The organism is Rhodococcus sp. BS-15 (assembly GCF_000813105.1).
GTDB lineage: Bacteria > Actinomycetota > Actinomycetes > Mycobacteriales > Mycobacteriaceae > Rhodococcoides.
This window is the reverse complement of sequence record NZ_BAOX01000023.1, coordinates 1-25,230: the sequence shown is the minus strand read 5'-3', so window position 1 is coordinate 25,230 and position 25,230 is coordinate 1. Positions and strand designations below refer to the sequence as shown.

Annotated in this window: 24 protein-coding genes and 2 pseudogenes; 9 read left to right on the top strand and 17 right to left on the bottom strand. The window is 64.4% G+C overall.

Annotated elements, in window-relative coordinates:
• Positions 1 to 9: 9 nt before the first annotated feature.
• The 3 genes and pseudogenes from RHBS_RS05275 (at position 10) to RHBS_RS05265 (ending at position 2,625) form a co-directional block, all read left to right on the top strand.
• Positions 10 to 816 (top strand): ABC transporter ATP-binding protein, encoded by an 807-nt coding sequence (locus tag RHBS_RS05275; RefSeq protein ID WP_128645034.1) that lies wholly within the window; start codon positions 10 to 12, stop codon positions 814 to 816.
• Positions 803 to 1,710, top strand: a pseudogene (locus tag RHBS_RS05270) (glycosyltransferase). Before RHBS_RS05275 ends, RHBS_RS05270 begins: the two are co-directional and overlap by 14 nt.
• 51 nt (positions 1,711 to 1,761) lie before the next feature.
• Complete coding sequence (locus RHBS_RS05265) at positions 1,762 to 2,625, top strand: TylF/MycF/NovP-related O-methyltransferase (protein WP_128645033.1); 864 nt, start codon at positions 1,762 to 1,764, stop codon at positions 2,623 to 2,625.
• On the opposite strand, the gene RHBS_RS05260 is transcribed toward RHBS_RS05265, so the two are convergent.
• From RHBS_RS05260 to RHBS_RS05205, 14 genes and pseudogenes are all read right to left on the bottom strand, one after another.
• Complete coding sequence (locus RHBS_RS05260; protein ID WP_128645032.1) at positions 2,626 to 4,518, bottom strand: glycosyltransferase; 1,893 nt, start codon at positions 4,516 to 4,518, stop codon at positions 2,626 to 2,628.
• 315 nt (positions 4,519 to 4,833) lie between these two features.
• Positions 4,834 to 5,427 carry a TetR/AcrR family transcriptional regulator gene (locus tag RHBS_RS05255; RefSeq protein ID WP_128645031.1) on the bottom strand — a complete coding sequence of 198 codons (594 nt, stop codon included), beginning with the start codon at positions 5,425 to 5,427 and terminating at the stop codon, positions 4,834 to 4,836.
• A gap of 93 nt (positions 5,428 to 5,520) precedes the next feature.
• Positions 5,521 to 5,703 (bottom strand): hypothetical protein, encoded by a 183-nt coding sequence (locus tag RHBS_RS31435; protein ID WP_272913844.1) that lies wholly within the window; start codon positions 5,701 to 5,703, stop codon positions 5,521 to 5,523.
• Positions 5,700 to 6,917 (bottom strand): NAD(P)/FAD-dependent oxidoreductase, encoded by a 1,218-nt coding sequence (locus RHBS_RS05250; protein ID WP_272913843.1) that lies wholly within the window; start codon positions 6,915 to 6,917, stop codon positions 5,700 to 5,702. Before RHBS_RS05250 ends, RHBS_RS31435 begins: the two co-directional genes overlap by 4 nt.
• Before the next feature lie 340 nt (positions 6,918 to 7,257).
• Positions 7,258 to 7,560, bottom strand: coding sequence for a hypothetical protein (locus tag RHBS_RS05245; RefSeq protein WP_128645030.1), 303 nt, complete (start codon positions 7,558 to 7,560; stop codon positions 7,258 to 7,260).
• 617 nt (positions 7,561 to 8,177) lie between these two features.
• Positions 8,178 to 9,590: a glycosyltransferase family 39 protein gene (locus tag RHBS_RS05240; RefSeq protein WP_272913845.1), complete on the bottom strand. Its 1,413-nt coding sequence runs from the start codon at positions 9,588 to 9,590 to the stop codon at positions 8,178 to 8,180.
• A gap of 889 nt (positions 9,591 to 10,479) precedes the next feature.
• Positions 10,480 to 11,607 (bottom strand): YdcF family protein, encoded by a 1,128-nt coding sequence (locus RHBS_RS05235; protein ID WP_128645028.1) that lies wholly within the window; start codon positions 11,605 to 11,607, stop codon positions 10,480 to 10,482.
• Positions 11,608 to 11,650: 43 nt separating this feature from the next.
• Positions 11,651 to 12,286 carry a response regulator transcription factor gene (locus RHBS_RS05230; protein ID WP_128645027.1) on the bottom strand — a complete coding sequence of 212 codons (636 nt, stop codon included), beginning with the start codon at positions 12,284 to 12,286 and terminating at the stop codon, positions 11,651 to 11,653.
• A 106-nt stretch (positions 12,287 to 12,392) separates the two neighbouring features.
• Positions 12,393 to 13,400 (bottom strand): sensor histidine kinase, encoded by a 1,008-nt coding sequence (locus RHBS_RS05225; protein WP_128645026.1) that lies wholly within the window; start codon positions 13,398 to 13,400, stop codon positions 12,393 to 12,395.
• 9 nt (positions 13,401 to 13,409) lie between these two features.
• Positions 13,410 to 14,387 carry a DUF418 domain-containing protein gene (locus RHBS_RS05220; protein ID WP_128645025.1) on the bottom strand — a complete coding sequence of 326 codons (978 nt, stop codon included), beginning with the start codon at positions 14,385 to 14,387 and terminating at the stop codon, positions 13,410 to 13,412.
• The gene (locus tag RHBS_RS31430) at positions 14,384 to 14,509 is read right to left on the bottom strand and encodes a hypothetical protein (protein WP_272913842.1); all 126 of its coding nucleotides are present in this window, start codon (positions 14,507 to 14,509) and stop codon (positions 14,384 to 14,386) included. Before RHBS_RS31430 ends, RHBS_RS05220 begins: the two co-directional genes overlap by 4 nt.
• Before the next feature lie 147 nt (positions 14,510 to 14,656).
• Entirely contained in the window at positions 14,657 to 14,800 is a 144-nt protein-coding gene (locus tag RHBS_RS28780) for a hypothetical protein (protein ID WP_187298382.1), read from the bottom strand.
• Positions 14,797 to 15,402, bottom strand: coding sequence for a TetR/AcrR family transcriptional regulator (locus RHBS_RS05210; protein WP_128645024.1), 606 nt, complete (start codon positions 15,400 to 15,402; stop codon positions 14,797 to 14,799). Before RHBS_RS05210 ends, RHBS_RS28780 begins: the two co-directional genes overlap by 4 nt.
• A pseudogene (locus RHBS_RS05205) lies at positions 15,399 to 17,224 on the bottom strand (amidohydrolase family protein). The gene RHBS_RS05210 and the pseudogene RHBS_RS05205 overlap by 4 nt, the downstream one beginning before the upstream one ends.
• 149 nt (positions 17,225 to 17,373) lie before the next feature.
• Here RHBS_RS05205 and RHBS_RS05200 point away from each other — a divergent pair.
• From RHBS_RS05200 to RHBS_RS05175, 6 genes are all read left to right on the top strand, one after another.
• Complete coding sequence (locus RHBS_RS05200; protein ID WP_128645023.1) at positions 17,374 to 18,405, top strand: hypothetical protein; 1,032 nt, start codon at positions 17,374 to 17,376, stop codon at positions 18,403 to 18,405.
• Complete coding sequence (locus RHBS_RS05195) at positions 18,339 to 19,625, top strand: hypothetical protein (protein ID WP_128645022.1); 1,287 nt, start codon at positions 18,339 to 18,341, stop codon at positions 19,623 to 19,625. Before RHBS_RS05200 ends, RHBS_RS05195 begins: the two co-directional genes overlap by 67 nt.
• Before the next feature lie 49 nt (positions 19,626 to 19,674).
• Positions 19,675 to 20,703, top strand: coding sequence for a glycosyltransferase (locus RHBS_RS05190; protein WP_187298381.1), 1,029 nt, complete (start codon positions 19,675 to 19,677; stop codon positions 20,701 to 20,703).
• Positions 20,704 to 21,019: 316 nt separating this feature from the next.
• Positions 21,020 to 21,640: an NAD(P)-dependent oxidoreductase gene (locus RHBS_RS05185; protein ID WP_237669016.1), complete on the top strand. Its 621-nt coding sequence runs from the start codon at positions 21,020 to 21,022 to the stop codon at positions 21,638 to 21,640.
• Positions 21,637 to 22,104 (top strand): GtrA family protein, encoded by a 468-nt coding sequence (locus RHBS_RS05180; protein ID WP_128645021.1) that lies wholly within the window; start codon positions 21,637 to 21,639, stop codon positions 22,102 to 22,104. The genes RHBS_RS05185 and RHBS_RS05180 overlap by 4 nt, the downstream gene beginning before the upstream one ends.
• Entirely contained in the window at positions 22,101 to 22,937 is an 837-nt protein-coding gene (locus tag RHBS_RS05175) for a glycosyltransferase family A protein (protein WP_128645020.1), read from the top strand. Before RHBS_RS05180 ends, RHBS_RS05175 begins: the two co-directional genes overlap by 4 nt.
• Here the strand turns inward: RHBS_RS05175 and RHBS_RS05170 are convergent.
• From RHBS_RS05170 to RHBS_RS05160, 3 genes are all read right to left on the bottom strand, one after another.
• A complete protein-coding gene (locus RHBS_RS05170; protein WP_128645019.1) occupies positions 22,934 to 23,626 on the bottom strand; it encodes a hypothetical protein in 693 nt (230 codons plus the stop codon). The two genes, RHBS_RS05175 and RHBS_RS05170, sit on opposite strands and share 4 nt — an antisense overlap.
• Entirely contained in the window at positions 23,623 to 24,393 is a 771-nt protein-coding gene (locus RHBS_RS05165) for an ABC transporter ATP-binding protein (protein ID WP_374700534.1), read from the bottom strand. Before RHBS_RS05165 ends, RHBS_RS05170 begins: the two co-directional genes overlap by 4 nt.
• Positions 24,390 to 25,230, bottom strand: an 841-nt coding sequence (locus RHBS_RS05160) for an iron ABC transporter permease (RefSeq protein ID WP_145977475.1), incomplete at its 5' end; no start/stop codon positions are given. The genes RHBS_RS05160 and RHBS_RS05165, both read right to left, overlap by 4 nt.

Here is a 25,230-nt window from a genome sequence, read left to right as displayed (position 1 = left end):
GTATTCGAGTTGTCCATCAGCATCAGCACTCACGACGCGTGCGTCGACTTCCCGATCTTCGACGCCAAAACGCGGTCACTGAAGAAGGCGTTCCTCGGCAAGGCCGGTGGTGCGATCGATCGCAACTCCTCCGACGTCGTCGTCGTCGAAGCTCTCAAGAACATCACGATGAACCTGAAGGACGGCGATCGCGTCGGGCTGGTGGGACACAACGGTGCGGGCAAGTCGACGCTGCTGCGGCTGCTCTCGGGCATCTACGAGCCGACGCGGGGCAGCGCCACCATCCGCGGCCGCGTCGCGCCGGTGTTCGATCTGGGCGTCGGTATGGACCCCGAGATCTCCGGCTACGAGAACATCATCATTCGCGGCCTGTTCCTCGGCCAGACGCGCAAGCAGATGCTCGCGAAGATGGACGAGATCGCCGACTTCACCGAACTCGGCGATTACCTGGACATGCCGCTGCGGACCTACTCCACGGGCATGCGCGTGCGCGTCGCGATGGGCGTGGTCACCAGCATCGACCCGGAGATCCTACTGCTCGATGAGGGCATCGGAGCCGTGGACGCGGAGTTCATGAAGAAGGCCCGCCATCGCCTGCAGGAGTTGGTGAAGCGCTCGGGAATCCTGGTGTTCGCCAGCCACTCCAACGAATTCCTGGCTCAGCTGTGCGACACCGCGATGTGGATCGATCACGGCCAGATTCGCCAACAGGGCGGCATCGAGGACGTGGTGCGGGCGTACGACGGTCACGACGCGGGAGACCACGTCGCGCAGATCTTGAAGGAGATCGAGCGGGAAGACAATGCCGGTGGCTGACAAGATTGTCGGGGTCATCGTCACGCACAAGCGGCGTGAGTTGTTGGCTCTCTCCCTCGAGGTCATCGGTGCGCAGACACGTCCGCTCGATCATCTGGTCGTCGTCGACAATGCCGACGAGCCCGCCGTACGCGAACTGGTCGAGTCGATCGACCTGCCGACGACGTATCTCGGCTCGCAGCACAATCTGGGTGGCGCGGGCGGGTTCGCACTCGGGATTCTGTATGCGCTCTCGCTCGGTGCGGAGTGGGTGTTCCTCGCCGACGACGACGGCCGCCCCGAGGGCCCGAAGGTGCTCCAGACCCTCTACGACTGCGCTCTCACCCACGGCCTCGACGAGGTCTCCCCCGTCGTCTGCGACATCGACGATCCGGACCGGCTGGCCTTTCCGCTGCGCCGCGGCGTCGAATGGCGTCGGCTGCGGTCCGAATTGATCGACCCGGCGAACCCGGACGACGACCTTCTCGAAGGCATCGCCTCGCTGTTCAACGGAGCACTGTTCAAGCGTCGACGATCGACGCAGTGGGCGTGCCCGATCTACGGCTGTTCGTGCGCGGCGACGAGGTGGAAGTGCATCGTCGATTGCAGCGATCGGGCTTGAAGTTCGGCACCTGCCTCACCGCCGCCTACGTCCATCCCAACGGAGCCGAGGAGTTCAAGCCGATCCTCGGCGGCCGGATGCACACGCAGTACCCGGAGGACGCGACCAAGCGCTACTTCACGTACCGCAATCGCGGCTACCTCATGTCGCAGCCCGGCATGCGAAAGCTGTTGCCGCAAGAGTGGATTCGGTTCACCTGGTTCTTCCTGATCACCACCCGTAACCCGAAGGGTCTGGCCGAATGGTTCCGGTTGCGCGGGCTGGGGCGTCGGGAACACTTCCGCAGGCCCTGATGCTGCCGCTAAGGGGTGCGCGCACCCGCGTGATACCGCTACCGTGTGCCCATGACGGAACCTCGGAAGCTCGCTGATCGCATCAAGTCGTCGGCACGGGAGAAGCTTCAACGAGCGATCGGCGAGGTTCTGGCTCAGCAGACCGCTCAGCTGGCCGAACAGACCAGCGATCAACAGGCGAAATTGCTCGACGTCCTCGAACGCCAACGCCGGGAGATCGACGATCTGCACGCGTTCATCCGCGGCCTCGAGATGCGGATGCGTCGGGACATCCCGTATGCGTCCGACGTCGAAGCAGCCGCCCAGAGCGCCGAATTCGCCGAAGAGATGATGCCGCAGGCCCCGACGTTCCTGCGGCCGCACGCGACGCTGCGGTTCGCGCTCGGCGAGGTCTCCATCCGCGGCATGGCACTCGAGTTCGGCGTCGCCAGCGGAACGACGCTCGAGATCATCGCCGAGGAACTGGCGTCGCGCAAGGACATCACCGTCGTCGCCGGATTCGACGTGTTCTCCGGCCTCCCCGAAACCTGGCGCACCGGGTTCCCGAAAGGGCTCTTCGAGCAGGACACCATCCCCGAAGTGCCGGGCGCACAGATCGTCCCCGGGTTGTTCGAGGACTCGCTGCCGGGCTTCCTGAAGGGCCATCACGAGAAGTTGGCGTTCTTGCACCTGGACGCCGACCTGTACTCGTCGACGGTCACCGTGCTGGACCTCGTGGCCGATCGACTCGCAGTGGGCACCGTCATCGTGTTCGACGAGTACTTCAACTTCCCCGGCTGGCGCAACCACGAGTACCGGGCGTGGACGGAATTCGTCGCACGCACCGGCACCGAATTCGACTACCTCGGCTACACGGCCGACAACGAACAGGTCGTCGTACGCATTCGCACGGCCCCGACAGTTCGCGCGAAATAGCTACTGGTCGTAGAGGCGAGCCCAGTTCTCTCGGCTCGTCAGCTCGGGCACCGCTGCGCGGTAAGACGCAGCGACCGTCGGGGTTTCGGTGCGAAGACGCTTGAGTGCGGTCACGCCGCGCTTGAGCAGCTCGACCGCATGTTGCTTGTTGCGCTGGCGAACTCGGACGCCCTCCTGCGAGCGATCGGTGACGATCGCGTGGGAGAACAGCGAGACGTGCCACCAGTGGGCGTCGTCGGCGGAGATGGCGACCGGACCGGGGTTCACCGTGCCGCGCCACTGATTGAGCATTCGCTTGGCCAACACGGCGAATTCCATGCTCTTCTTCGGGTGCGGTCCCGCGGGGGTGATGAACATATCCGACGGACGCACCCCGGGAACGTCGTTCGCGTTGTGCCGCTTCGTTTCTCCGTACGCAGCACGCTCGCGCCGGATGGAACCGGCAGCGTCCATGCCGCCGTCGAGCAGGTTCTCCGGACCGGCCAGGAAGTCCTCGACGGCCTTGATCAGCGTGTACGCCATGCCGTACTGCATCGACACCAGGTACCGCAGCAGATCGGTGAACAGCTGCTTGGCGAGAGTCTTACCGTCGAGTTCGATGTGCAGGGCGGCGGTGATCATGCCGTTGCGCAGGTTGAAGTAGCGGTGCCACTCGTCCCAGTCCTTCCACGCGAAGTCGGCATGCCACACCGCTGCACCGGGCAGCGTCACGGTCGCGAAACCGCTTGCACGAGAACGGTATCCGTATTCGATGTCGTCCCACTGGAAGAACAGCGGCAGCGGGTAGCCGACCTGGCCGACGATCTCGGACGGGATGAGGCACGACCACCAGCCGTTGTAGCCGGCGTCGACGCGAACGTCCTGCTGGCGCTTGCGCTTGAACGCGCTCTTGTCCGAAATTGCGTTCTTGACGTGCACTCCGGCTTCGAGCTTCTGCAGGTTCGCCACCTCGGCACCGACATGCACGCGATCGGGGTGCAAGAGGTAGAGCATCTGCGCGCCGATGATCGCCGGCTCGACGGTCATGTTGGCGAACGAGTTCATCCGCACGATCGCCTCGGGCTCGCACAGCACGTCGTCGTCCATGAAGATCACGTTGGCCGGATCGCCGCCCTTGCCCTGCACCTCGTAGAGCCCACGAGTGAACCCGCCGGCACCGCCGAGGTTGGGCTGGGTGATGTAGACGAGCTTGTCGCCGAGCTCGGCCGCCACGCGCTGGAACTTCTCGCGCGTCTGCACCTGATCGGTGCCTTGATCGACGACATAGACGTTGTCGACCCCGAGCAGGGCGATGGGATCGTCGGCCATGGCAGCGACGGTGTTGGCGCAGTCGTCCGCGCGGTTGAACGTGCAGATCACCACCGAGGTGGGACGCAGCTTCTCCGGCGCGGCGACGGTCCACTCCGCGTCCTGCACCGACAACTCGCTCGATGTGGTGGTGAAGCGGACGTACAGCGCGCCGCCGTCGAGGAACTGCGTCGTGGCGACGGGAACGGCCAACTGAGTCGACGAGTTCACGGAATCGACCGTTGTACTGGCCATCGTGCGCTCGTGACCCTTGTAGTCCGTGCCCACCAGATCGATCCGACCCGCACCGGCGACGGTCGCCCGGAACACCACCTCGGTGACGGTGGTCCACCGCTGCCAGTAGCTGGCCGGGAACCGTCCGAAGTAGCTGTTGGTGTGCAGCACGCTGCGCTTGGCGATACGAACACCCGTGCGGGTGCGCTCGGCATTTCCCTTGCCGACAGAGCTGTACATATCGGCACTGACCAGGGGCGACGGGCCGTCGAACAGTAGTCTCTGGACTGTCAGTTCGGGCTCGCCGTCACCGCCGGCAACAGCCGACAAATCCGACGCGGAGCCGAGACGATCGAGAGCAGTGCCGTCCATACCGAGAAGTACCCCATCCAGTTCGAGTAATGGCTCTGTGCGGCCGTGGTGAGAAGAAGACCACTGACCATGGTTGCACAGGCCCATCCCGTTCCGTCCGATGCACGCCGCGCTGCGTCGATTCACCTCCAGTTCGACGGGAGATCCGGCCGGTTCGCGGGCGACGGCACTCGGCCTTACCGCCGGCCGCCCACACGGCATCAGCAATCTCCACCCTGTTGCGCACCCCCAACCGTCGCGTGATCGGACCCAGGTGAGCCTCGACAGCGTCGAGGCTCATCACATGGCCTGCGATTCATTCGGTACCGGAGACGCTCACCGCAGAACTTCTGCGGTGAGAGCGGATACCGCGGCGCGGACGTGCGTGGTGCGGACTCCTACACCACAGGTGGCGGTATGGGCGGTGATCACCGCCAACAGGAGATCAGCGGTGATTGCAGGGTCGCGCCGCAACTCAGCAGACGCGGCAAGGGCATTCACCAGCGCCCTCCGTAGCGGCTCCCGGGTGGCGGCGCGTGCACGCCCGGCGAACTCGTGGTCGGTCCACAACACACAGGTTGCGTGCAGGACCGGGTTTGCGACGAGCTGGTCCACGAAGTCTTCGACGATCGTCATTGCACTGTGGCCCTGCACCGCCTCCGCCCCGTGCGAGTAGGCACGGTGAACTTGATCTGCGGCGTCGTCGATCAGAACTCGGACGAGGTCGGTCTTGGATTCGAAATGCCAGTGGACTTCGCCGCGGGTAACGCCCGATCTCGCGGTCAGATCGTTGATGCGGACAGTCCGCCCGCTGTTGATCAGATCTGCCGCGGCGGCGAGCATCGTGCGACGAGTACGAACGGATCGCGCCTGCTCGTCGATCGATTGCGGTCCGCGCACCCGTGCGATGCGAGGGGTCGGGTTCGTCATGATGTGGTTCTCCGATCGATGGCCGGTGATGTGTACTTCGGCCCGCCTGTATCGGTGTCGAGAGTGGTTGTAGCGGGGAAACGTCGTGGCCTCTCAGGACAGTTCGAGCCACACCTCGCTCATGGTGGGGAAGCTCGGCACCGCATGCCTGAGCTGGCGAACGGTGAGCTGCCCGACTATCGCGATAGTCGCCGCGTGGACCATGTCTGCGACGTCTTGTCCGACGAAAGTCGCACCGATGAGAACATCGCGATCTTCGTCGACGGTGAAACTCACTCTCCGCGGTAGTCCTTGGCGTGAAGTTGGGCTCCGAGCACCGCACCCAAGTCTGTCTCGATCTTTCGGGCGCGTATCCCCCGAGATTCCGCTTGCTGCAAGGTAAGTCCGACGGAGGCCACTTCCGGATCAGTGAAGAGGACTTGGGGAACGGCCGTCTCGTTCACTTCGTCGGGGAGATCCGCACCCTCGCCACGAGCGCGTTGCACTACTGAGGATGCAGCGATTCGGCCATGGTAGCTCGCCTGATGAGAAAGTAACGCTCGTCCGTTCACGTCACCGATGGCGTACAACCAGTCGGTCTCCGCAACCCTCATGTCATTGCCCACATCGACGAACGCCCCAGGCGTCAGGCCGACTGTATCGATGCCCAGATCGACCGTGGCCGGGTTCTTTCCGACAGCAACCAACAGCTCGTCGGCCCGCTCGATGGTGCCGTCGGACATCATGAGGTTCACGCCTCCGTCGGCCAGACGGTCAACACCGGACACCTGGGTGTTGAATCTGACCTCGACACCGGCCTGGTGCAAACCCTCGAGCACGAGTTCGCCGACGAATGGTTCGTGGTCGGGCAAGAGTGCGCCACTCCGGCTCAGAACGATCACTTCCGAGGTGCCGAGCGACCGCCATGCCTGTGCCAGTTCCAACCCGACTGCACCGCTTCCCAGGACGATCAGTTTGGTGGGTGACTCAGTGGCCGATGTCGCTTCCCTGTTGGTCCATGGTTCGGCGTCTGCGAGGCCCGGTATGTCGGGCAATGCTGCAGTGGATCCAGTTGCGAGGATTACCGCATGTCGGGCTCGAAGTCGCCGTTCCCCGTCAGACGTCGTCACGACGACACGATTTCGATCTTCGATGCAACCACGGCCCCGAATGAACACGGCACCGGCAGATGTGAAGGACTCGACGACGCTCGAATCGTCATGGTGCAGAACGACATGCTGCCGGTGGGAAAGCGCGGCCGAAGCATCGAGGGGACGGGTGATCGCCTCGCGCGCTCCCGGTGAACGTGATGCCGATCGAAGCGCATGTCCGGGACGCAACATCGCCTTGCTCGGCACGCAAGCCCAGTTGAAACATTCTCCTCCGACGATCTCCGCCTCGACGAGCGCGACCGACATTCCCGCGTCGAGCAGAGCCGTCGTGCAGTCTTCGCCTCCGGGTCCCGCCCCGATGATGACGACGTCGTACTCATCCGACGAAATTGTGTCCATGTGCCATCTCCAAAAAAAGTAGGTTCGGCTACGTCAGTGACGTGGCCTCGGGTTTCAACCGATGTAGTCCTTTGGAAGTGATATCCCGGCGGGGGTCGCGCAGATCGGCACATGACGAGTGAAGCGTCACTGCGCAACCCTCGCGCCGGGACATCGGTCGAGCTACAGGACGGGGAGTTCCCGTAGCTCACGAGTAGGCATCCGGAGAAGCCCACTCGAGTCGAGGGGTCAGGCCGCGGCGTACGGAGGGCTTTCGGGGCAGTCACGGCGACCGAGGCCGGTCTGCCATTCTCCGAGCAGCTCTCCGGTGTCTTCGCACCGCATCTCGTGTTGCGGACCGCTATGGCCAGCGGGAAGTGAGCAGACAGCCATTCCATGAATCATGTCGATGAACCCGGTGGACGGACACAAAGCCTTTTCGGGCTTTGTGTCGAAGTCCGGCAGAGCCCCGGAACGAGTACTTGCCATCCAAGCCCTCCAAAGATGTCGTATCGGCATCGCCGGCTAGTGCGGCAAAGCCGCGACCGCGTCGATTGTCCTGCGTAGGTTCGGCGGTCGTGCGCGTGATGTCCAGCGCATTGACCAGCAGAATGCCCGACAAGGCGCCTCCACACAGCGGGTCCATGAAGTCATCGCGGGTCATGATGAACACTCTTCGGCCTCGACGGTGGATACCGCATCGACCGAAGGGACGAACTATGACAGCTGTATCGACCGATCGGCCGATACGGTCTCGACCGGCATCGGCCAGAGCGCTCCCAAAACGGTTGAGCCCGAGCGGAAATCGCTAACTTCCGGCGGACCGCCACGTTGGGGGCTGCCAGCGCCCAGTGTGTCCGTCGTAGACTCTGCCAGCGGGATCAGCTCTGCGGGTATCCCGTCCAATGCGTGAACCGACTTTGTGCCCCGCCTGATTCAGATCGATGACCCCGCCGTCTTGATCGTAAGCGCGGCCGGCCCACACCATCGACCGAGGCGTCGCCGCGCCCGAGCTGACAACGTCCTTGCACCGGCCGTACAGAGGGCACAGGTACACACACGCACGCGCCGATCGGCGAAGCTCTTCGACCGTCGCAAAGTCGATATCCCACGCCGCGGGATCACGCCTACACACCGGCTCTCCGTCATCGTCGATACTCCCGAAAGCCGTGCTCATGCGGCCCGACGGTCGTACTCGTTCGATCGGTAGCTGAGGCTCTTGTGAAATTCGTTGGTCCACTTGATGTTCGGGCACACCTGGTTGACTAGACATTCCCACGCCTACTTCAACTCGCTGAGCTGGGGCCACAGGGTGTCCCACATCTCCGTGCGGCCGCTGAGGTTCCATACATATGCCGGGCCGAGATTATCCGCGTCGGTCGTCGACACCTGGGTTATGGTCCGGAACGCTCGCTCGAGTGGCTCGGGCAGATTCTCGTGGCGGGTTATGTACAGAACACTGTCCGTGTTGGGCGGCGGGCCGAAATACCAATACCCCAGATTGGGGCTGAACACCCGCCCCGGGCTGTCGTTCTCCCTGCCGGTAGAGCCGAGGTATTCGACTTTGGCTGCCATCTCGTACGTATCAGAAACGATTGGTGTTTCCGGATACTTGTCGGTGACCGATGTTATTTGGGCAACGATGTTGCCGGCGTAGTCGATTTCCTGCTCCACTGTCGATGCTCCCACGAGGACCAGAGGAATAATGACGGTGACGGCTGCGAGCGGTCCTGCGCCCCAACGCAGTAATCGGGCGGGCAACACCATGTCCGCGGCGGCTATTCCACAAACGATCACTGCAACGATCAGGCCATTGACGTAGTCACCGCGCCCTCCGGATGCGAAAACTGCAGCCAAGGCAACGGCCAAGGCAACGGCTAGGAATCTGAACGGCCGCAATTCGCGAATTCGGAACATAGCAATAATTCCACCGATGAGAGCAAACGCCCCGAACGGGACGAGAACCAGAAATCTTCCGGTACCGAAGTCGAAGAGGCCGTCACGGGAGCTCAAATGCTCGGTCATGGCCGCTTGCGGCCAGTCGTGGGCCTGCTGCCAGAGCAGCCCTGGAAGTGCTACGACAATTGCGACGCATCCACCGAGCCACAACGCAGGCCTGGTGAGGATCCGGCGTGGACCACACAACAACACACCGATCACAATGCCAACCCACAGCACTGGTACGAGATATTTGACCGATAGCGCCAGACCTGTCACCAATCCGGCACCGATGAGATACCGCGCCGACTCCGTACGCATCCAGCGCGCAAGAAAATATATTATTACCAGCCACAGTTGCGGATCGAAACTCGTAGTTTCCATCTCTGACCATCCCGGGACAACGCCCAACGCGCCGTACATCGCCGCAGTCGCTATCTGCGCGCGAGCCCCGCCGCCGAACTCGCGGGCCAGCAATGAAGCGACGATGATGCCGACAACACACATGATGATCGCTGGGATCCTCAGCCCCAGTGTGGAATCAGCCCAGATCGTGTCAGCGAGTCGCGCCAACAAGGGGAGCCCGATCGGTTGGTCGGCGTACGACCAGTCGAGGTGAAACTTTCCAGCGGATAGGAAGTAGAGCTCGTTGAACGGCGTGTATCCAGGTCCGGAGGCGCTGAAGCTATAGACAGCGGCCCACGCTGCGGAAATCGCGAAAATCGGGTTACGGGCCCAGCGGAATCGTACGGGCAATTGTAGATCAAACTGCAAGGTCTACCCTTTCTTTTCATCAGTGAGAATGCTGAACCGAACCGTCTTTCGGGCTCAACGTCTGTTCGCTGGGCACACCGGGCAGTAGTTCTCGTCCCCAGTCCGACTCCACCCAGACTGAGAGCCTCTACGCCCCTGTCCGATTTGCCCATCGACTACTGAACGGCCGCAGGCGGAACATCCGTTGCCCCACTGCCGGTGGGCACTGTCCAACCGGTCCGCATGTGCGATCGATCGGCCGATCAGCACTGCAAGAGCCGCCGACACCAACAGCGCCGAGACAGCCAGGGCGGCGATCCATACCGCCGTCACAGGGCTGGGGGCGTGGGGAACAAGTGTCCCCCGATGGCTGGCAGCAAGAACAGAAGTGCCACAACCGCACTCGACACAGCCACGTCGTCGGCTATGCGAAAGATGGACTCCCTACCCGACGTAGTGGCCGAACAGTCGGTCGTGGTGAACGCGCGACGCCGACTGCCTGTCCGGCCTACTCTCGGATGTGTTGAATCCGTACGATTTTTGCCGCCGCTGGCCGACGTCACGATCACGATGCGTTGCCTATCGGGAATCGAGCGTGCCCCCACTGCCGAACCGCTGCCCACTGCGTTCGGGCGGTCATGCGTGTGACAACCGGGGAATTGCGCAGCAGAACGCCCGACGCAGAGAATCCTTGCAGCAGGTCCATGAAATGCTTTGCCGGTCATGACGAACACTCTTCGGCCTCGACGTGGATGCCGCATCGACCGAAGGGACGAACTACGGCGGATTGATCGACCGATCGGCCGATACTGAAATTCACCCTGGACAATGGGCATCGAGACAGCGAGAACGGGGAAGAGTGAGCGGGGAAGAGGGAACGACGCAGATCGGCTTACATCGACAACGGGAGGAGCATTAGTTCCGGCTGGTCCTGTTTGGTGAGCAAGAACCCTGCCGCCACGATCAGAATCCACGATCCGATCGCGAGCGAGCAGGCCAGAGCAGTACCCCGCCGGTAGTAAACGACCATGGCTGCGAATTCTCGGAGGAACGCCGTCGGGACATAATAGAGAGCTGTTCGCGCGCCGATCGCTGCTGCATCTATCCCGAGCCGGCGAGCCAGTGACGCTGACCGAAGCACATGAAAGTTGCTGGTGACAATCACCATTCGGTGCCACACAATGCCGGCCGCCGCGAGCTCGGCCACAGTGAACGCGAGGTTCTCGGCGGTCGTGGTCGACCGCCTCTCCCTGACAACACATTCCGTAGGTACGCCATGATCGATCGCATAGTCGCCCATCGCATCCGCCTCGGCGATGACCTCGTCCGACCCCTTGCCGCCCGAAACCACCAGCCGCGGAGCACGTCCGGCGGCCCGAGCGGCCCAGAAGACCTCGATGCCCCGATCCATGCGCGCGGCCAGTAGCGGTGTGAGCCGGTGACCGTCGAGACCAGCGCCGAGCACCACGACCACCTCGGCCCCCTCAGCGACGCGACGCGGATCGTCGAGCCTCGAATACAGCAGGGCATATCCCGAAAACGCGACCAACTCGAAAATGACGATCACCCCGGGAATGGCGAGAACGGGCACGAGCAGAATCGTCCACATCCGGTTCGGCTCCTGGACTCCCGTCACGCCGTAAATCCACCAGGCCGACACCATGAGGGTTCCGGCAATAGTCGCAGCGATAGCCAGCGGCACCAGGGTCGCGATCCGCAGCCCTTCTCGACGTACGACAACCGGGGTGTTCAGCACGAGGCCGATCGACACACCGATCAGGGCCAAGAGAAGGAAGACCAGGGGTATCAGAACCACCGCGGTCAGCAATTGCGTATCGTCACTGCCGGCGGCGAAGCCGGCAACCACGGTAGTCAGCCAGGCAAGGAACAGGGACGAGGCCAGCCAAAAACCATTGGACGGTCTTCGCCGATCACGTGCAATGCGCACTACTGAATAGATCAAGACGAACCCGGCGGTGCATCCCGACGCGATGGTGAGAATCAGCCCCGTTCCTGTCACCGGGAACCACGATGTGCCGGTGCGCTGTTGGTTTCGGTGGACATCACAGGACCGTACCGCCGGCCGCCCATACGGCGGCAGCAATCTCGACCCTGTTGCGCACCCCCAGCCGTCGCGTGATCGCACCCAGGTGAGTCTTGACAGTGCCGAGGCTGATCACCAGCTCGTCGGCGATCTCGGCATTGGTTCGCCCGCGCGCCACACACAGCGCCACGTCTCGTTCCCGGGAGGTCAACTCCTCCAGCTTCGGCGACGAGTCTGCGGGGCGATGCCGCCGCGCCAGCAGGTCGACAGTCAATGCGGGACTGATCAATGCATCTCCCGTCGCAGCGGCCCGCACAGCAGCGACCAACAACTCCGGCCCCGAGTCCTTGAGCAGGAACCCCGAAGCACCTGCGTCGAGTGCGGCGTCGACGTAATCCGGTTCGCCGAACGTGGTCACGATCACCGCTCGCGTTCCGGCCGCGGTGACTCGACGGCAGACCTCGATACCGTCGAGCCTCGGCATGCGGATGTCGAGGAGCGCGACATCGGGCCGGGTCCGCGCAATGAGTTCGACAGCCTCGATCCCGTCGGCGGCCTGGCCGACGACATCGATCCCAGAGGCCGCGCCCAATATCATCGCGAAACCTATGCGCACCATCTCCTGGTCATCGGCCAGGACCACCGAAACTGTCACAGCTCTGCGCTTTCGACAGGCAGCCAGGCCGACAAGCGCCAGCCGCCACCATGAGGGCCGAACGAGACTGTTCCGCCGACCGTCCCTGCGCGTTCGGCCAGACCGATCAGCCAGTTCTACCGCCCGGGCCGGGCCCGGATACTTCCCCCGCCCCCGGTCCGTCGTCGGTGACCTCCACTGTCAAAGCTCCTACTTCCCTGCGGACGGTGACCGACACTTTCCCACCGGGTGCATGCCGACGCGCGTTGGTGATCCCTTCGGACACCACCCGGTGCGCTACCAGCCGCACCAGATCGGATACATCATCTGCGTCGGCCTCCGGTTCCACGGTGACGTCGACGCTGCCGCCGAGATCGGAGAGCGAGTCCGCCAACCCCGTCGTACCCGACGGAAACGGCCGCTGCGGGGACGAGACGGCACCCGGGGCTCGCAGCTCGTCGACCATCGCTCGAATATCCGACAGTGCCCGCGCTCCGCTCTTCTCGATTCGTGCCAACACCCCGTCGGCGTCGGCGTCCGCTGCGATTCCCGCCTGCGCCAGCACGACGATGCCGGTCACCTCGTGCGCGATGACGTCGTGGAGTTCTCGGGCCATCGCCGTTCGCTCGGCAGCCTTCACATTGACCTCGGTGGTTCGGAGTCTGCGCTTCACGGTGGCATGCCTGTGCCCTGTCCAGATCGCCGCGCCGGTAGCGCACAGTAGGAGAATCACAGTGCTCCACATCGCCGAGTCGGCGCGAGCCAGCGGAATCGCCGGCAGAACTGCCCCCGTAGCGGCGGCGGCCACCAGTGCACCATCACTGACCCCCTCGGCCCGCGCTGCAGCGAGCCCAGCCGCGATCACACACAACCACGAAGCACCTGCGGGCCAGATCGTCGATTCCACTGCGCCGATGAGAAACGCACCCGCAGCCACGACGACCCCGCCCCACACCACGACGCTGCTGCGTCCGGCAGCTGTCGCTGCGAGCACCGTCGCAGCTCCCGCCGACGTCGCAACGTTGACCGCGATCTCGGCCGGTCTGTACAGACCCGAATACAGCGACAACCAGGTACCGAGCGCCCACGGAATAAGGGCGACGACCGCGAGCTGAAGGATGTTCGCACGAGTCATCGCCACAACCTACCCAGCATCGGCCATCGAAAGGTGAGCACTGTCGCGACGGAACGGTGGCCGAGCTCGCCAGGTGACGGCCCGAAGGATCCATTCGAGCGGTCCGTAGCGAAAATTCGACAACCAGATCCGGCTCGACACGGACTGCGCGGCGATCACGACGACAGCGACGCCGATCGCGGGGTAGACCGAATCGGCCTCGAACAGACCGAACGCCCACGCGGCGGCCAGGACGACGAACGATGCGCTCACATAGTTCGTCAACGACATTCGCCCGAGAGGATCGAACACCGCTCGCAGCGCAGCACGAACCGGTGTCCAATGCCACCCGAGCGCGAGGACGCCGATATAAGTCAGCGCCATGGCCAATCCCGCTAGCGCACCGGGAAGTGAGAAACGCGGATCACCGGCACCCGCCGAGATGTAGGACATCATCAGCGGTATCACGGCCACACCTGCCACGCAGGCGAGCGCCACACCGGGCACCACGGACTTCTCCATCAGCGCCGGAAGTCCCAACTGTGCAGCGCCCGCACCCACGAGGAGCAAACCGGGCAGCGAGTCGATTCCCGCGCCGAGAAATCCGAAGCTCAGCACGGTCAAGGCGCATCCGACGACTGTATTGACCAGCGCCGGAGCCCATACCACCAGCGGAAGTACGAGCAATCCGGCGATCGCGTAGAAACGGAGAATGTCGCCCCAGAACGCGAGTGAGTGCACCACCCCGATCAGGCCGAGCCCGAGCAATCGACATACCAGCGGCTGCCACGCACCGACCCCGCGGCGACGGGCACCATCGGCAACCAAGAACATCGATACGCCGAACAGCAAGGTGAAGATCGGTACGAATCTCGACTGCACCGTGTAGTCGAGTAGGGCGGAACCCGCCGCTACGGCGGACGTGTCCGTGATGTCCAGGACGTTGACCAGCAGAATGCCGAACAGGGCGAATCCACGTAGCGAGTCCATGAAGTGATAGCGGGTCATGACCAATACTCTCCGGCCTCGACGGCGGATGCCGCATCGGCCGAGAGGACGAACTTCGGCGGCTCCATCGACCGATCGGCTGATACCGAGTCGGCCATCTCGCGACCACCTGCGTGTTTCACGCAACGACGTTTCGGATCGATAACACCGAATCCGGTGCCATCCCCAACTGGATGCAACTCGGACGCATCATGCGCGACGGGCAATTCCCCTCGCTGGTGCTCGATCAGTGGATGGCCGGCAACTACCCGGTCGAAGGCCAGGGCGGCCTACGGATCCCCCACCAACTGGGCCGCAGTCGCGGGCGCGAACGCACCGTTCGTCGGGTTCGCGCTCTTCTTCGAGAACACCTCGTGGGTGACCGCACTGATGGGCGGCGTCGGCCAGGTGTACGCACCGTCCCCGCGGGTCATCCCGCGTCGGTCAGGGCGTGCAGAGTGCCGCCGCGCAACAGGTGGGCAATCATCCTCAGCCGCATGGCCTCCTGCTCGGGTTGCGGATGCACCACCGCGGCCAACGCCTCGCCGTCGAGCAGATGCACCACGCTGACGACCACCGTCTCCAGATGGCGTGGATCGATCACGCCTGCGACCGGTAGCGTGCGAGCGAGTTCGGCGATCTGCTCGTGATATCGAACAGTGAACGGCTGCAGCCTCTCTCGCAGCTCTTCGTCACTTCGGGCCGCGGTCAACAGCTCGTACCAGGCACCGTTGATCGGGGCGCGGCACGCAGCCCTGAGCAATTCGAGGCAGTGTTCGATCGACGCGCTACCGAAACCGGACAGGCCATGGCGGAACTCGACGAACTGGCGTCGGCGAACCTCGTCGGCCGCGGCGACGATCAGATCGAGCCTGGTGTCGAAATGCCGAAACATGGCACCGGAGGACACCCCCGCGCGACTGACGATCTCGCTGACACTGGTTGCGGCATAGCCCTTCTCACACAACGATGCGATGGTCGCGTCGAGCAGTTTTCCGATGGTCTCGGTTCGGCGCTGTTGTTGACTCGGGCTCACACACGCTCCCGGCGACGCGGAGCCGTCGGTGTGCCTGCGCGCAGGAAGCTACCGGCCCGCTCCGACACCCCGAACCAGGGAGCAAAGGTGCCGCCGGAGAACACCACTCGGCCCGCGACCAGGGTGGCGGCGACAGCGCGATCGTTGCGGTTGACCATTCGGCTCAGGCCACCGAACTCCGGCATGGTCTCCTCCCGGTAGGCCAGGACCTCCTCGTCCAGCCCTTCCGGATCGATCACCACGATGTCGGCGCGATCACCCACCCGCACGTGTCCGGCGTCGACGCCGTAGAAGTCGGCCAGCTCGCCGCTGAGCTTGTGCACGGCCTTCTCCACCGTCATGAACGGTCGGCGATCGTGCCGCGCATCGTGCACGCGGTGCAGCAACCGGATACCGAAGTTGTAGAACGCCATGTTGCGCAGATGCGCGCCGGCGTCGGAGAAACCCACGGTCACCCCGGGCTGGTTGATCAGCTTGTCCATCTGACGCTTGCGATGGTTGGCCACCGTCGTGTGCCAACGCAAATTTCGGCCGTGCTCGACCACCAGATCGAGAAACGCATCCACCACGTGCACACCACGTTCGGCCGCAACCTCGGCGACGTTCTTGCCGACTACCGACGAGTCGGGGCACTCGGTGATCTCGGCGTCGGCGAAGTCTCGATGCCAGACGCGTGAGCTGAACTTCTTCTCGAAATCGGCGCGGAACCAGCGGCGATACGCCTCGTCCGAGAGCAACTCGTTGCGTCCCAACTCTTCTCGTAGATGCAGAGCTGCTCGGCCCGAACCGAACTCCTCGAACACCACCAGGTCGATCCCGTCGGAATACACGTCGAACGTGGTGGGCAGGTGCTGCCAGCGGAACTGGCCCTTGCCCGGTCCGTTGACCATACGAGCGAGCGGGCCGAAGACGCGATGAATCCACGGCGACGCTTGGCATCGGCCGCGGCCAGCAGCGAGATCTTGAGCGGAGTTCGACCCACGCCGGTGGCCGAGGCGAGGAAGAACAGCATGTCGTACTTGGTGTTCAGGTTCGGGATGCTCTGCAGCAGACGGCCGCGTCTACGCAGGATCTTGTGCAGCGCACGGAATTCGCTCCACCGTGCGTACGAGGACGGCAACGACCGAGACCGGTACCGATCGCCGTCCAGCTTGTCCCACGGATTCGTCATCGTCGACATTCCGAGCAGTCCGGCATCGAGAGCCTGCTCGAGCGCGTCCGACATGGCGCGCCACTCCTCGCGGGTGGGCCTCTGACTGCGATCGGTCGATCGGTCCAAGCCCATCACGTGCGCCCGAAGATCCGAATGTCCGACCAGAGCAGCGATATTGGGGCCGAGAGGCAGGCGCTCGAGCGCGGCGATGTATTCGACGGGCGTGGTCCACGTCTTGTGCGTATCGACGGCTTTGAGCACATGATCTCGCGGCAACGCCTCGACCCGACTGAACAGATCCGCGATGTCGACCGGAGTGGAGTAGAGCGTCGACAACGAACAGTTCCCCAGCAGAACCGTCGTGACCCCGTGCCGGACGGACTCTTCGAGGCCCGGGCCGACGAGCACCTCCGCGTCGTAATGGGTATGGACGTCCACGAAGCCCGGCGTGACCCACTTGCCGGTGGCGTCGACCACCTCGGTCGCCGGGCCCACCTCGAGCGGTGTGGAGGACACGGCCCACACGACACCGTCGACGATGCCCACATCGGCTCGCACTCCGGGACCGCCGGACCCGTCGTAGACGGTGCCGCCGGACCCGTCGTAGACGGTGCCGCCGGTGATGACGACGTCGAAAGAAATGTTCGAGTTCAATGTGACCTCCGTCATAGTGTCAGGCCAATCTAACTTAGAGAGTGATCACTCGCAATAGCCGGCTTCCCACCAACACCTGCGGGTCACACGCGTCGACGTTTCGGTTCCCGGACACCTCGAGAGCTACAGTCGAGTGTCTTTGCCCGAACTCACGGAGTTGACCCTTGACCCCCACGGATACACAGATCGCGCGCGCCGCCCTGCCCGACAGCAGGAGAGAGCGCCTCGCGTGGGGAGCAGCGGTCGCTGCAGTCGTCGCCCTCGGTTATCTCCTGGTGCTCAGCGTCGATCCCCGCTTCTTCTACATCGACGACACCGAATCGGGTGCCGTACCCAACTGGCTTCAGCTCGGACGCATCATGCGCGACGGGCATTTCCCCTCGCTGGTGCTCGATCAGTGGATGGCCGGCAACTACCCGGTCGAGGGCCAGGGCGGCCTGTGGAATCCCGTACAGATGGCGATCAACTACGTTTCGCCGTCGATCGACAACCTGGTGCTGCTGGCCACGGTCGTCAAACTCGGCTTCTCGATTCTGTTGGCCTGGGGCGTCTTTCGAGTCGCTCTCGCCTACGGAGCGCGAGCGAACTGGGCTGCGGTGGCGGGCGCGAGCGCACCGTTCGTCGGCTTCACGCTGTTCTTCGAGAACACCTCGTGGGTGACCGCGCTGATGGGCACCGCGTGGATCATGAACGCGTGGGCGAGCTCGGTGTCCTACGCCCGCGGCCGCAGCGGCCCGATCGTGCCGTTCGTCTTCCTCTACCTCGCCATCAGCGTGGGATACGTCCACGCCGCAGTGATGGCCGGAGTGATGATCGGATCCGTCGCGATCGGCGAACGACTGTTCCAGCGGCTGTGGCGTCCGGCACTGAAGGTGTGCGCGGTCGGTATCGCTGCCGCGGCCTGCGGGGCCGTCACCTTCCTGCCCGGCGTGCTCACGTCCGCAGTCACCTGGCGTAGCGGCGACGAGGGCACGTTCAACGACAACTTCCTGACGGCACCGTGGTCGGAATCGCTCACCGCGAGCATCCCGACGGCGGTGACGAGCATCGAATCCTGGGCGGGCGAGACCACCGAATCGCCGGTCACCTACATCGCCTGGTTCGTGGTGCCCGCGCTGGCGTTCATCGCGTGGCGTCGGGTGCCCGCCGCTCTGCGGGAGCTGGCAGCCCCGCTGATCATGTTGCGTTCGCCCTGATCTTCACCGCAGGTCCCAGCGACATCGGGCCGATCCGTTGGCCCGCCCGCATCCTGCCGTTCGTCGCCCTCGTCGCGCTGATTCTCGTGGTCACCCTGATCAGCCGGTACGGAACTCTCGACAAGCTGCGGCCCCGGCTGCTCGCGGCCGGCCTGTTGACGCTGGTGCTGCTGCTGCGCGCTGGTTCTTCGGGCCCGGAGTTCTTCGGCCGCCACGTCCTCGCTGCGCTGGTGATCCTGCTCGTCGGAGCACTCGCGCTGCTGTTGGCCCACCGTTTCTCCACTCGCGCCACCGCGGCACTGCTGCTCGTGACGATCGCGCCGGTCGCGATGTACCAGGTGGCCACCTACGAACCGCCGTTCGCCAAGTGGTGGCTACCGGCGTCACAGTCCGAGGCCAAGGCCGAATTTCCGCAGTGGCAGGGCGCGACTCTGCAACTCGGCAGTCGCGCACTCACCGAGACCGAAGCCGACGGACCCGACGACCCCCGGCTGCCCTGGCACTCCCAGGTGTACGGCAACTCCGCCAAGATCATGGGCCTGGACTACGTCAACGCCTACACCCCCGTCGGCTATCTCGACTTCGCCAACCTGCTGTGCTTCGAGCACGAGGGATCGACCTGCACGGACGCCTTCCAGCGAGTCTTCGAGATCGAGCCGTACACCGGCAGGACCTACGCAGACCTGATGCAACTCGACCGAATCGTGCTGCAGAAGAACCAGTATCCGCTCGCGAACTCCCGGCCCGCACCCGCAGGCTGGCAGTGGGTGACCGCTCCCACGCCCGAGTCCGCTCGCCAGATCTACGTCCTCGAACGCGTCGACGGGTTGATTCCCGCCACGTCGGGACGCGTCGTCGCGACCGTGAACGCCACAGCAGAACCCCGATCGTCCGATGCGGACTCGGAGCACGTCGACGTCAGCGCACCGAACGGCGGCAGCGTCGTGTTCTCGCGTCTGGCTTGGCCCGGTTACACCGCGACACTGAACGGTGAAGAGTTGCAGACGAAGGGGTTGGCCGACATCTTCCTCTACGTCGACCTGCCGCCCGGCACCGAGAACGCAGATCTGCACATCACCTTCAGGCCGCCCGGCGAACGTCTCGGACTGGCCGCGATGGCGGGCGGGGTGATGCTGCTGGTCGGTCTGGTGGTGCTCGATGTGCGACGACGCAGAAGCCCTGCCCCGCCGGAGTTCGATGGTGACGCCAAGAGCGGTTAGGCACGGGAGTGGAGCCTGCGGAACGACCCAGATAGGGTTGGCCCTCGTGATGTCCGACGATTCTGCTGCTGATCCGCACCGCATTTCCATCGTGGTGCCGGTCTACCAGGGTGAACGGACGCTCAGTGCGTTGATGGACGAGATTCTTCCGTTGACGCAGGTGACTCATACCCCCGCCGGGCGTCCGATGATCGTCGAGGAAGTTCTGCTCGTCTTCGATCACGGACCCGACGACTCCGCTGCGGTGATCAGGCGACTGACCGCTGCGCATACCTTCGTTCGCGGTGTGTGGCTGAGCCGCAATTTCGGTCAGCACCCCGCCACTCTCGCCGGCATGGCGTCCAGCGGCGGCGAGTGGATCGTCACTATGGACGAGGACGGCCAGCACGACCCGGCGGCCATCGGCGGCATGCTCGACACCGCCCTCGACCAGCAGTCCACCGTCGTCTACGCCAAGCCGACCAACGTCGCACCGCATGGACTGTGGCGCAATACCGCCTCTCGCGGCGCGAAATGGTTGATCGCCAAGGCCCTGGCCGGGGACAACACCGTCGACTATCAGAGCTACCGCCTGGTGCTCGGTGAGGTCGGTCGATCCGTCGCCGCCTACGCCGGTTCCGAGGCGTACCTGGACATCGCACTCGGGTGGATCGCGGGCGACGTCACGACCAGCCCGGTGGCGCTGCGCGAAGAGGTGGACCGTCGATCGGGCTACCGTCTGCGCACCTTGCTCTCGCACTTCTGGCGGATGGTGCTCTCGAGCGGTACCAAGGGCCTGCGGCTGGTCAGCTTCATCGGCATCGCCTTCGCGGTACTCGGCCTGATTCTGGTGGCCTACGTGCTGGTGTCCTACTTCGCGTTCGATCCAGGATCCGAGGTGCAGGGCTGGGCGTCGACGATGGTGATTCTGTTGTTCGGCTTCGGGGCAACACTGTTCTCCCTCGGTGTGGTGGCCGAGTACGTGGGCGTCAACGTCAAGACCGCCATGGGCAAACCGCCGTACCTGATCGTCACCGATCCGGGGAACGGCCCGCTCGGTCGTACCGCGCCATCGACCGAACCTGAACCGCCGGCGTGACCGCGACGCACACGTGGATCGTCGGCAGCGGCGGACTACTCGGCGCTGCGGTGACCAGGGAGGCCGGACGTCGCGGACATCGGGTGCACACCAGCACCATCCCGTGGGCGGACACAGCCTCTGCCGAACAGGCCCTGCTGCAGCGCTGTTCGGAATTCTTCGACTCTTTCGCCGGCGGTACCTGGAACGTGATCTGGGCCGCGGGCGCGGGTGTGAACGGAACCAGCGCAGCGCAGTTCGCCGAAGAGAACGGTTTGATCCGAACCGTCCTGGCGCGCATCGAGCTGTCGCCGCCGACCGCGCGGGCACCGGAACCGTGTTCCTGGCATCGTCCGCCGGTGGCGTCTACGCGGGCGCGAGCGGAGCCCCGCATCACGAGGGAACGCACCCGGTTCCGTTGGGCGACTACGGCTTCGCGAAGCTGCAGTCCGAGGCCATCGCGACCGAGTTCGGTGAACGCACCGGCATCAATGTGGCCATCGGTCGGTTCGCGAATCTGTACGGGCCGGGGCAGAACCTCGCGAAACCGCAGGGCCTCATCTCGCACTTGTGCCGCGGATACCTCATGGCCTCACCCGTATCCATCTACGTGCCGATGGACACGTTGCGCGACTACCTGTACGTGTCCGACGCGGCCGAGATGGTTGCCGACACCCTCGCGATGTCGGCCACGCGACGACTCTCGCCGACGATCAAGATCTTCGCCTCCGGTGAGGCCGTCACCATCGGCTCGATACTCGGAGCGTGCCGGACGGTGTTCCGCCGCCGACCGAACGTGGTGCTGGCCGCGTCCCCACTCGCGGTGTTCCAAGGTCGCGATCTACGGCTGCGGTCGACGGTCTGGCCGCAGATCGATCGCCGAACGCACCGAACGTTGCCCGCAGGCATCGCCTCCACCCTGTTCGCGACGCGTCAGGCATTGGGGGCCGGTCGATGACCGAACCACAGACCCCTGCACCCCCGGCCGGCATGAACGGCGCGCCGGGGCCGCTGATGCGCATCGTCAAGAATCAGAAGATCGCGTTCCTGCTCGTCGGCGGCGTCAACACCGCATTGGGTACTGCATGGTTCATCCTGTGGCAGTTGTTGATCGGTGAGCAGTACGGCTACCACGCCGCGATCGTGCTCGGCTATCTCTGCAACGTGCTGTGCGCGTTCGCGATGTACCGCTACCTGGTGTTCCGTGTGCGGGGGCACTTCCTACGCGACCTGATGCGGTTCTTCGTCGTGAACTTCGGCGCGTTCGTCGCCAACATCTCTCTGATGACGATCGCCGTGTCCGTCTTCCACTTCCCGCCCATTCCTTCACAATTGGTCGTCACAGCAGTGATGGCAGTCGTCAGCTTCTTCGGCTACCGCGACTTCTCGTTCCGCAGAAAGAGCCAGGCCCCCACATCATGACGCCCCGTGTTTCCGTAGTCGTCCCCGCGTACAACAACGCCGAGTATCTGGCCGAGACCATCGATTCGATTCTCGCCCAGACGTTCACGGACTTCGAGCTGGTCATCGCCGACCATTCGTCGACCGACGGAACCCTCGCCGTCGCACAGAAGTACGACGACCCACGCATTCGTCTCATGACCACCCCGACCGGTGGCGGCGCGCAAGCCAACTGGAATCGCGTGACCACCGAGGCCACAGGAGAATTGATCAAACTCGTGTGCGGCGACGACACCATCGCGCCCACCGCGTTGGCCATCCAGGTGCAGGCGTTCGACGACAACCCGTCCGCCGTTCTGGTCGCCTCGCAGCGGACACTGATCGACGCCTACGGCAAGACCGTCATCGCCGCCCGCGGGCTCGGCGGACTCCACGGCACGGTCTCGGGCAGAGTCGCCGCCCGAACCGCAGTTCGGGCCGGTGCCAACATCTTCGGCGAACCCGGCGGCGTCATGATGAAGCTCGCGGAACTCCGCGAGATCGGACTGTGGGACAACAGTCATCCCTACCTGATCGACCAGGCCACCTTCATTGCAGTCGCCCTTCGCGGCGATATCGTGGCCATCCCACAGCCATTGGCGTCGTTCCGCATCAACTCGGGGCAGTGGAGCGTGGAGCTGGCGACACAGCAGGCACGTCAGGCCGCGGACTTCCACCGCTCGTTGCAGGCCAGTGACCCGAGCCTGTTGTCCGACAACGACGTTCGCATCGGCAACGCCAAGGCGCTGATGACGTCGTTCATGCGTCGCGCGGTGTATCTGCTGCTGCGCCATCGGATGTCGCGCAGTAGCTAGTGCCGCGCGGCGGCCTCGAGACCCCGCAACCTGTCCGACGGCGATCGACGCGGGCAGCTGGTGCACTTGTCTGCTCCGCCCGTCTCGTAGAGCAGGCAGCACGAGCAACGCTGCGTGAAGCGTCGTCCACCGACGTCGACGAAGCGCGGCTTCGGAAGCGTAGCGGCCATCTCCCCGATCAGCCACGCTGCGAAGTCGCTGCCGAGTGCCTGATCACCCAGCGCCACAGCAACATCCACGCTTCGATTGGCGATCGAATCCGAGGCGATTGCCCACAGCGCTTGCCTGCGCGCCCCCGACGCCGCCGACAACGCGTCGACGATGCCGGTGAACGTCTCGGTCAGTGCCTCGGGCAATGCCGAGACCTCGATAACTCTGTCCGACACCGTTGCGCCCAGGTATCCGTCCGGCCGCAGGAAGCAACGCGCACCGTCCAGTCGTGGATCTGCCGACTCACCCGTGACCATCGCTGCGGCGATGGCAACGAACACGATCGTCGAGCTGGCCGAATACCACCACAGTGTCGCGTTGACTCGCGCGTCGGTGCACTGCCACCGGCGGCCGGTGTCGTCGACTCGCGCCCGCAACCACTCGCCGTCGAGCATGACCGTCGCACCGAGATCGAACGGCCCGTCGAGGTACTGCTGCACACTCGGAACTCGCTGCGCTGCAAGCGCGTAGATGTTCATGCCAACCCGTGAATGTCGATGGTGGGCGGCGGTCCTGTGCGGACGGTCGCGCGAATGCCGAACACGTCGGCGAGCAACCGATCGTCGAGAACATCGGTGGTCGGTCCCAACGCCACCACGGCTCCACCGTCCAGGACAGCCAGACTGTGGCAATACTGCACCGCCAGCCGCAGATCATGCACGGTCACGACGATGGCCAACCCGTCCGCGGCCAGGTCGCGAACCGCATTCATCACGATCAACTGCTGCCGTAGGTCGAGATGGTTGGTCGGCTCGTCGAGCAACAGTATCTGCGGCCGCTGCGCCAGGGCGCGCGCGATGGACACCCGCTGCCGCTCACCGCCGGAGAGCGACCCGACGTCGCGATTCCCCAACGCGAGCAGATCGACGCGGTCCATACTTGCGGTGACGATGTCGTCGTCGGACGAGGTGGGGCGGTCGAACCAACCGCGGTGCGGCACGCGGCCGAGCGCTACGGATTCGCGGACGGTCAGACCCACCGATGCCTGCGGCTCCTGGGTTCCGACGCCGACAGTCCGCGACAGCTCCGATCGCTTCATGGTGTGCGCATCGACGCCGTCGACGAGAACTGTTCCGGCAGAGGGAGTCAGAGCTCGATAGCAACACCGCAGTGCTGTCGTCTTCCCGGACCCGTTCGGGCCGACGAGACCGAGCACCTCACCGGGAGCAACGTCGAAGTTCACACTGCGCAGTACCTCTCGCGACCCGAATCGCGTGGACAACTCCCGCACGGACAGCCGCATCAGATCTCCCGTGCGTAGCGGCGATACAGCATGAACACGAAGATCGGTGCGCCGACGAGCGCGGTGATCACTCCTACCGGAACCTCGGTGCTCTGCGTGATCGAGCGTGCGAGCGTGTCGGCACCGACGAGGGCTATCGCACCGAACAACGCCGCCACGGGCAGCAGCCTGACCGCACGGGAGCCGACGACGTATCCGGCGAGGTGCGGCACCAGCAGGCCTACGAATCCGATTCCGCCACTGACCGATACCGCTGCACCCGCCAGCAGGGAGATGGCCAGCAGTTGCATCATCCGGAACCGGCGTACGTTCATCCCCAGCGCGGCCGCTCCGTCGTCACCTGTTTTGAGCAGGTCCATCCTGGGCGCGCTGATCGAGACGAGTAGTCCCACACCGATCAACGCCAGTACGGGGAACACGAGAGTCGACCAGCGGGCATCACCGAAACCACCGGCGAGCCAATGCAGTACACCGCTCAGGCTTCGCTCGTCCGCGAACACGAGCAGCGTCAAGGTGATGAGAGCGGTGAACACGCTGCCCACCGCGACACCGACGAGGACGATCGCCGTCGAGTGTGGGTATCGACCGCCGATCGCGAGCGCCAGGAACAACGGGATCAGCGCACCGACGAACGCAGCCGCAGGCACGGTGAACGCGCCGAGTGCACCCGCACCGATGCCGAGCGTCATTACTATCACGACACCGAAACCTGCACCCGAGGACACGCCGAGCAGGTACGGATCGGCCAGCGGGTTTCGCGTAACCGCCTGCGCGACACCGCCGGCGAGCGCGAGGGACGCACCGACCACCGCGGCGGTCAACGACCGCGGGAGCCGCGAA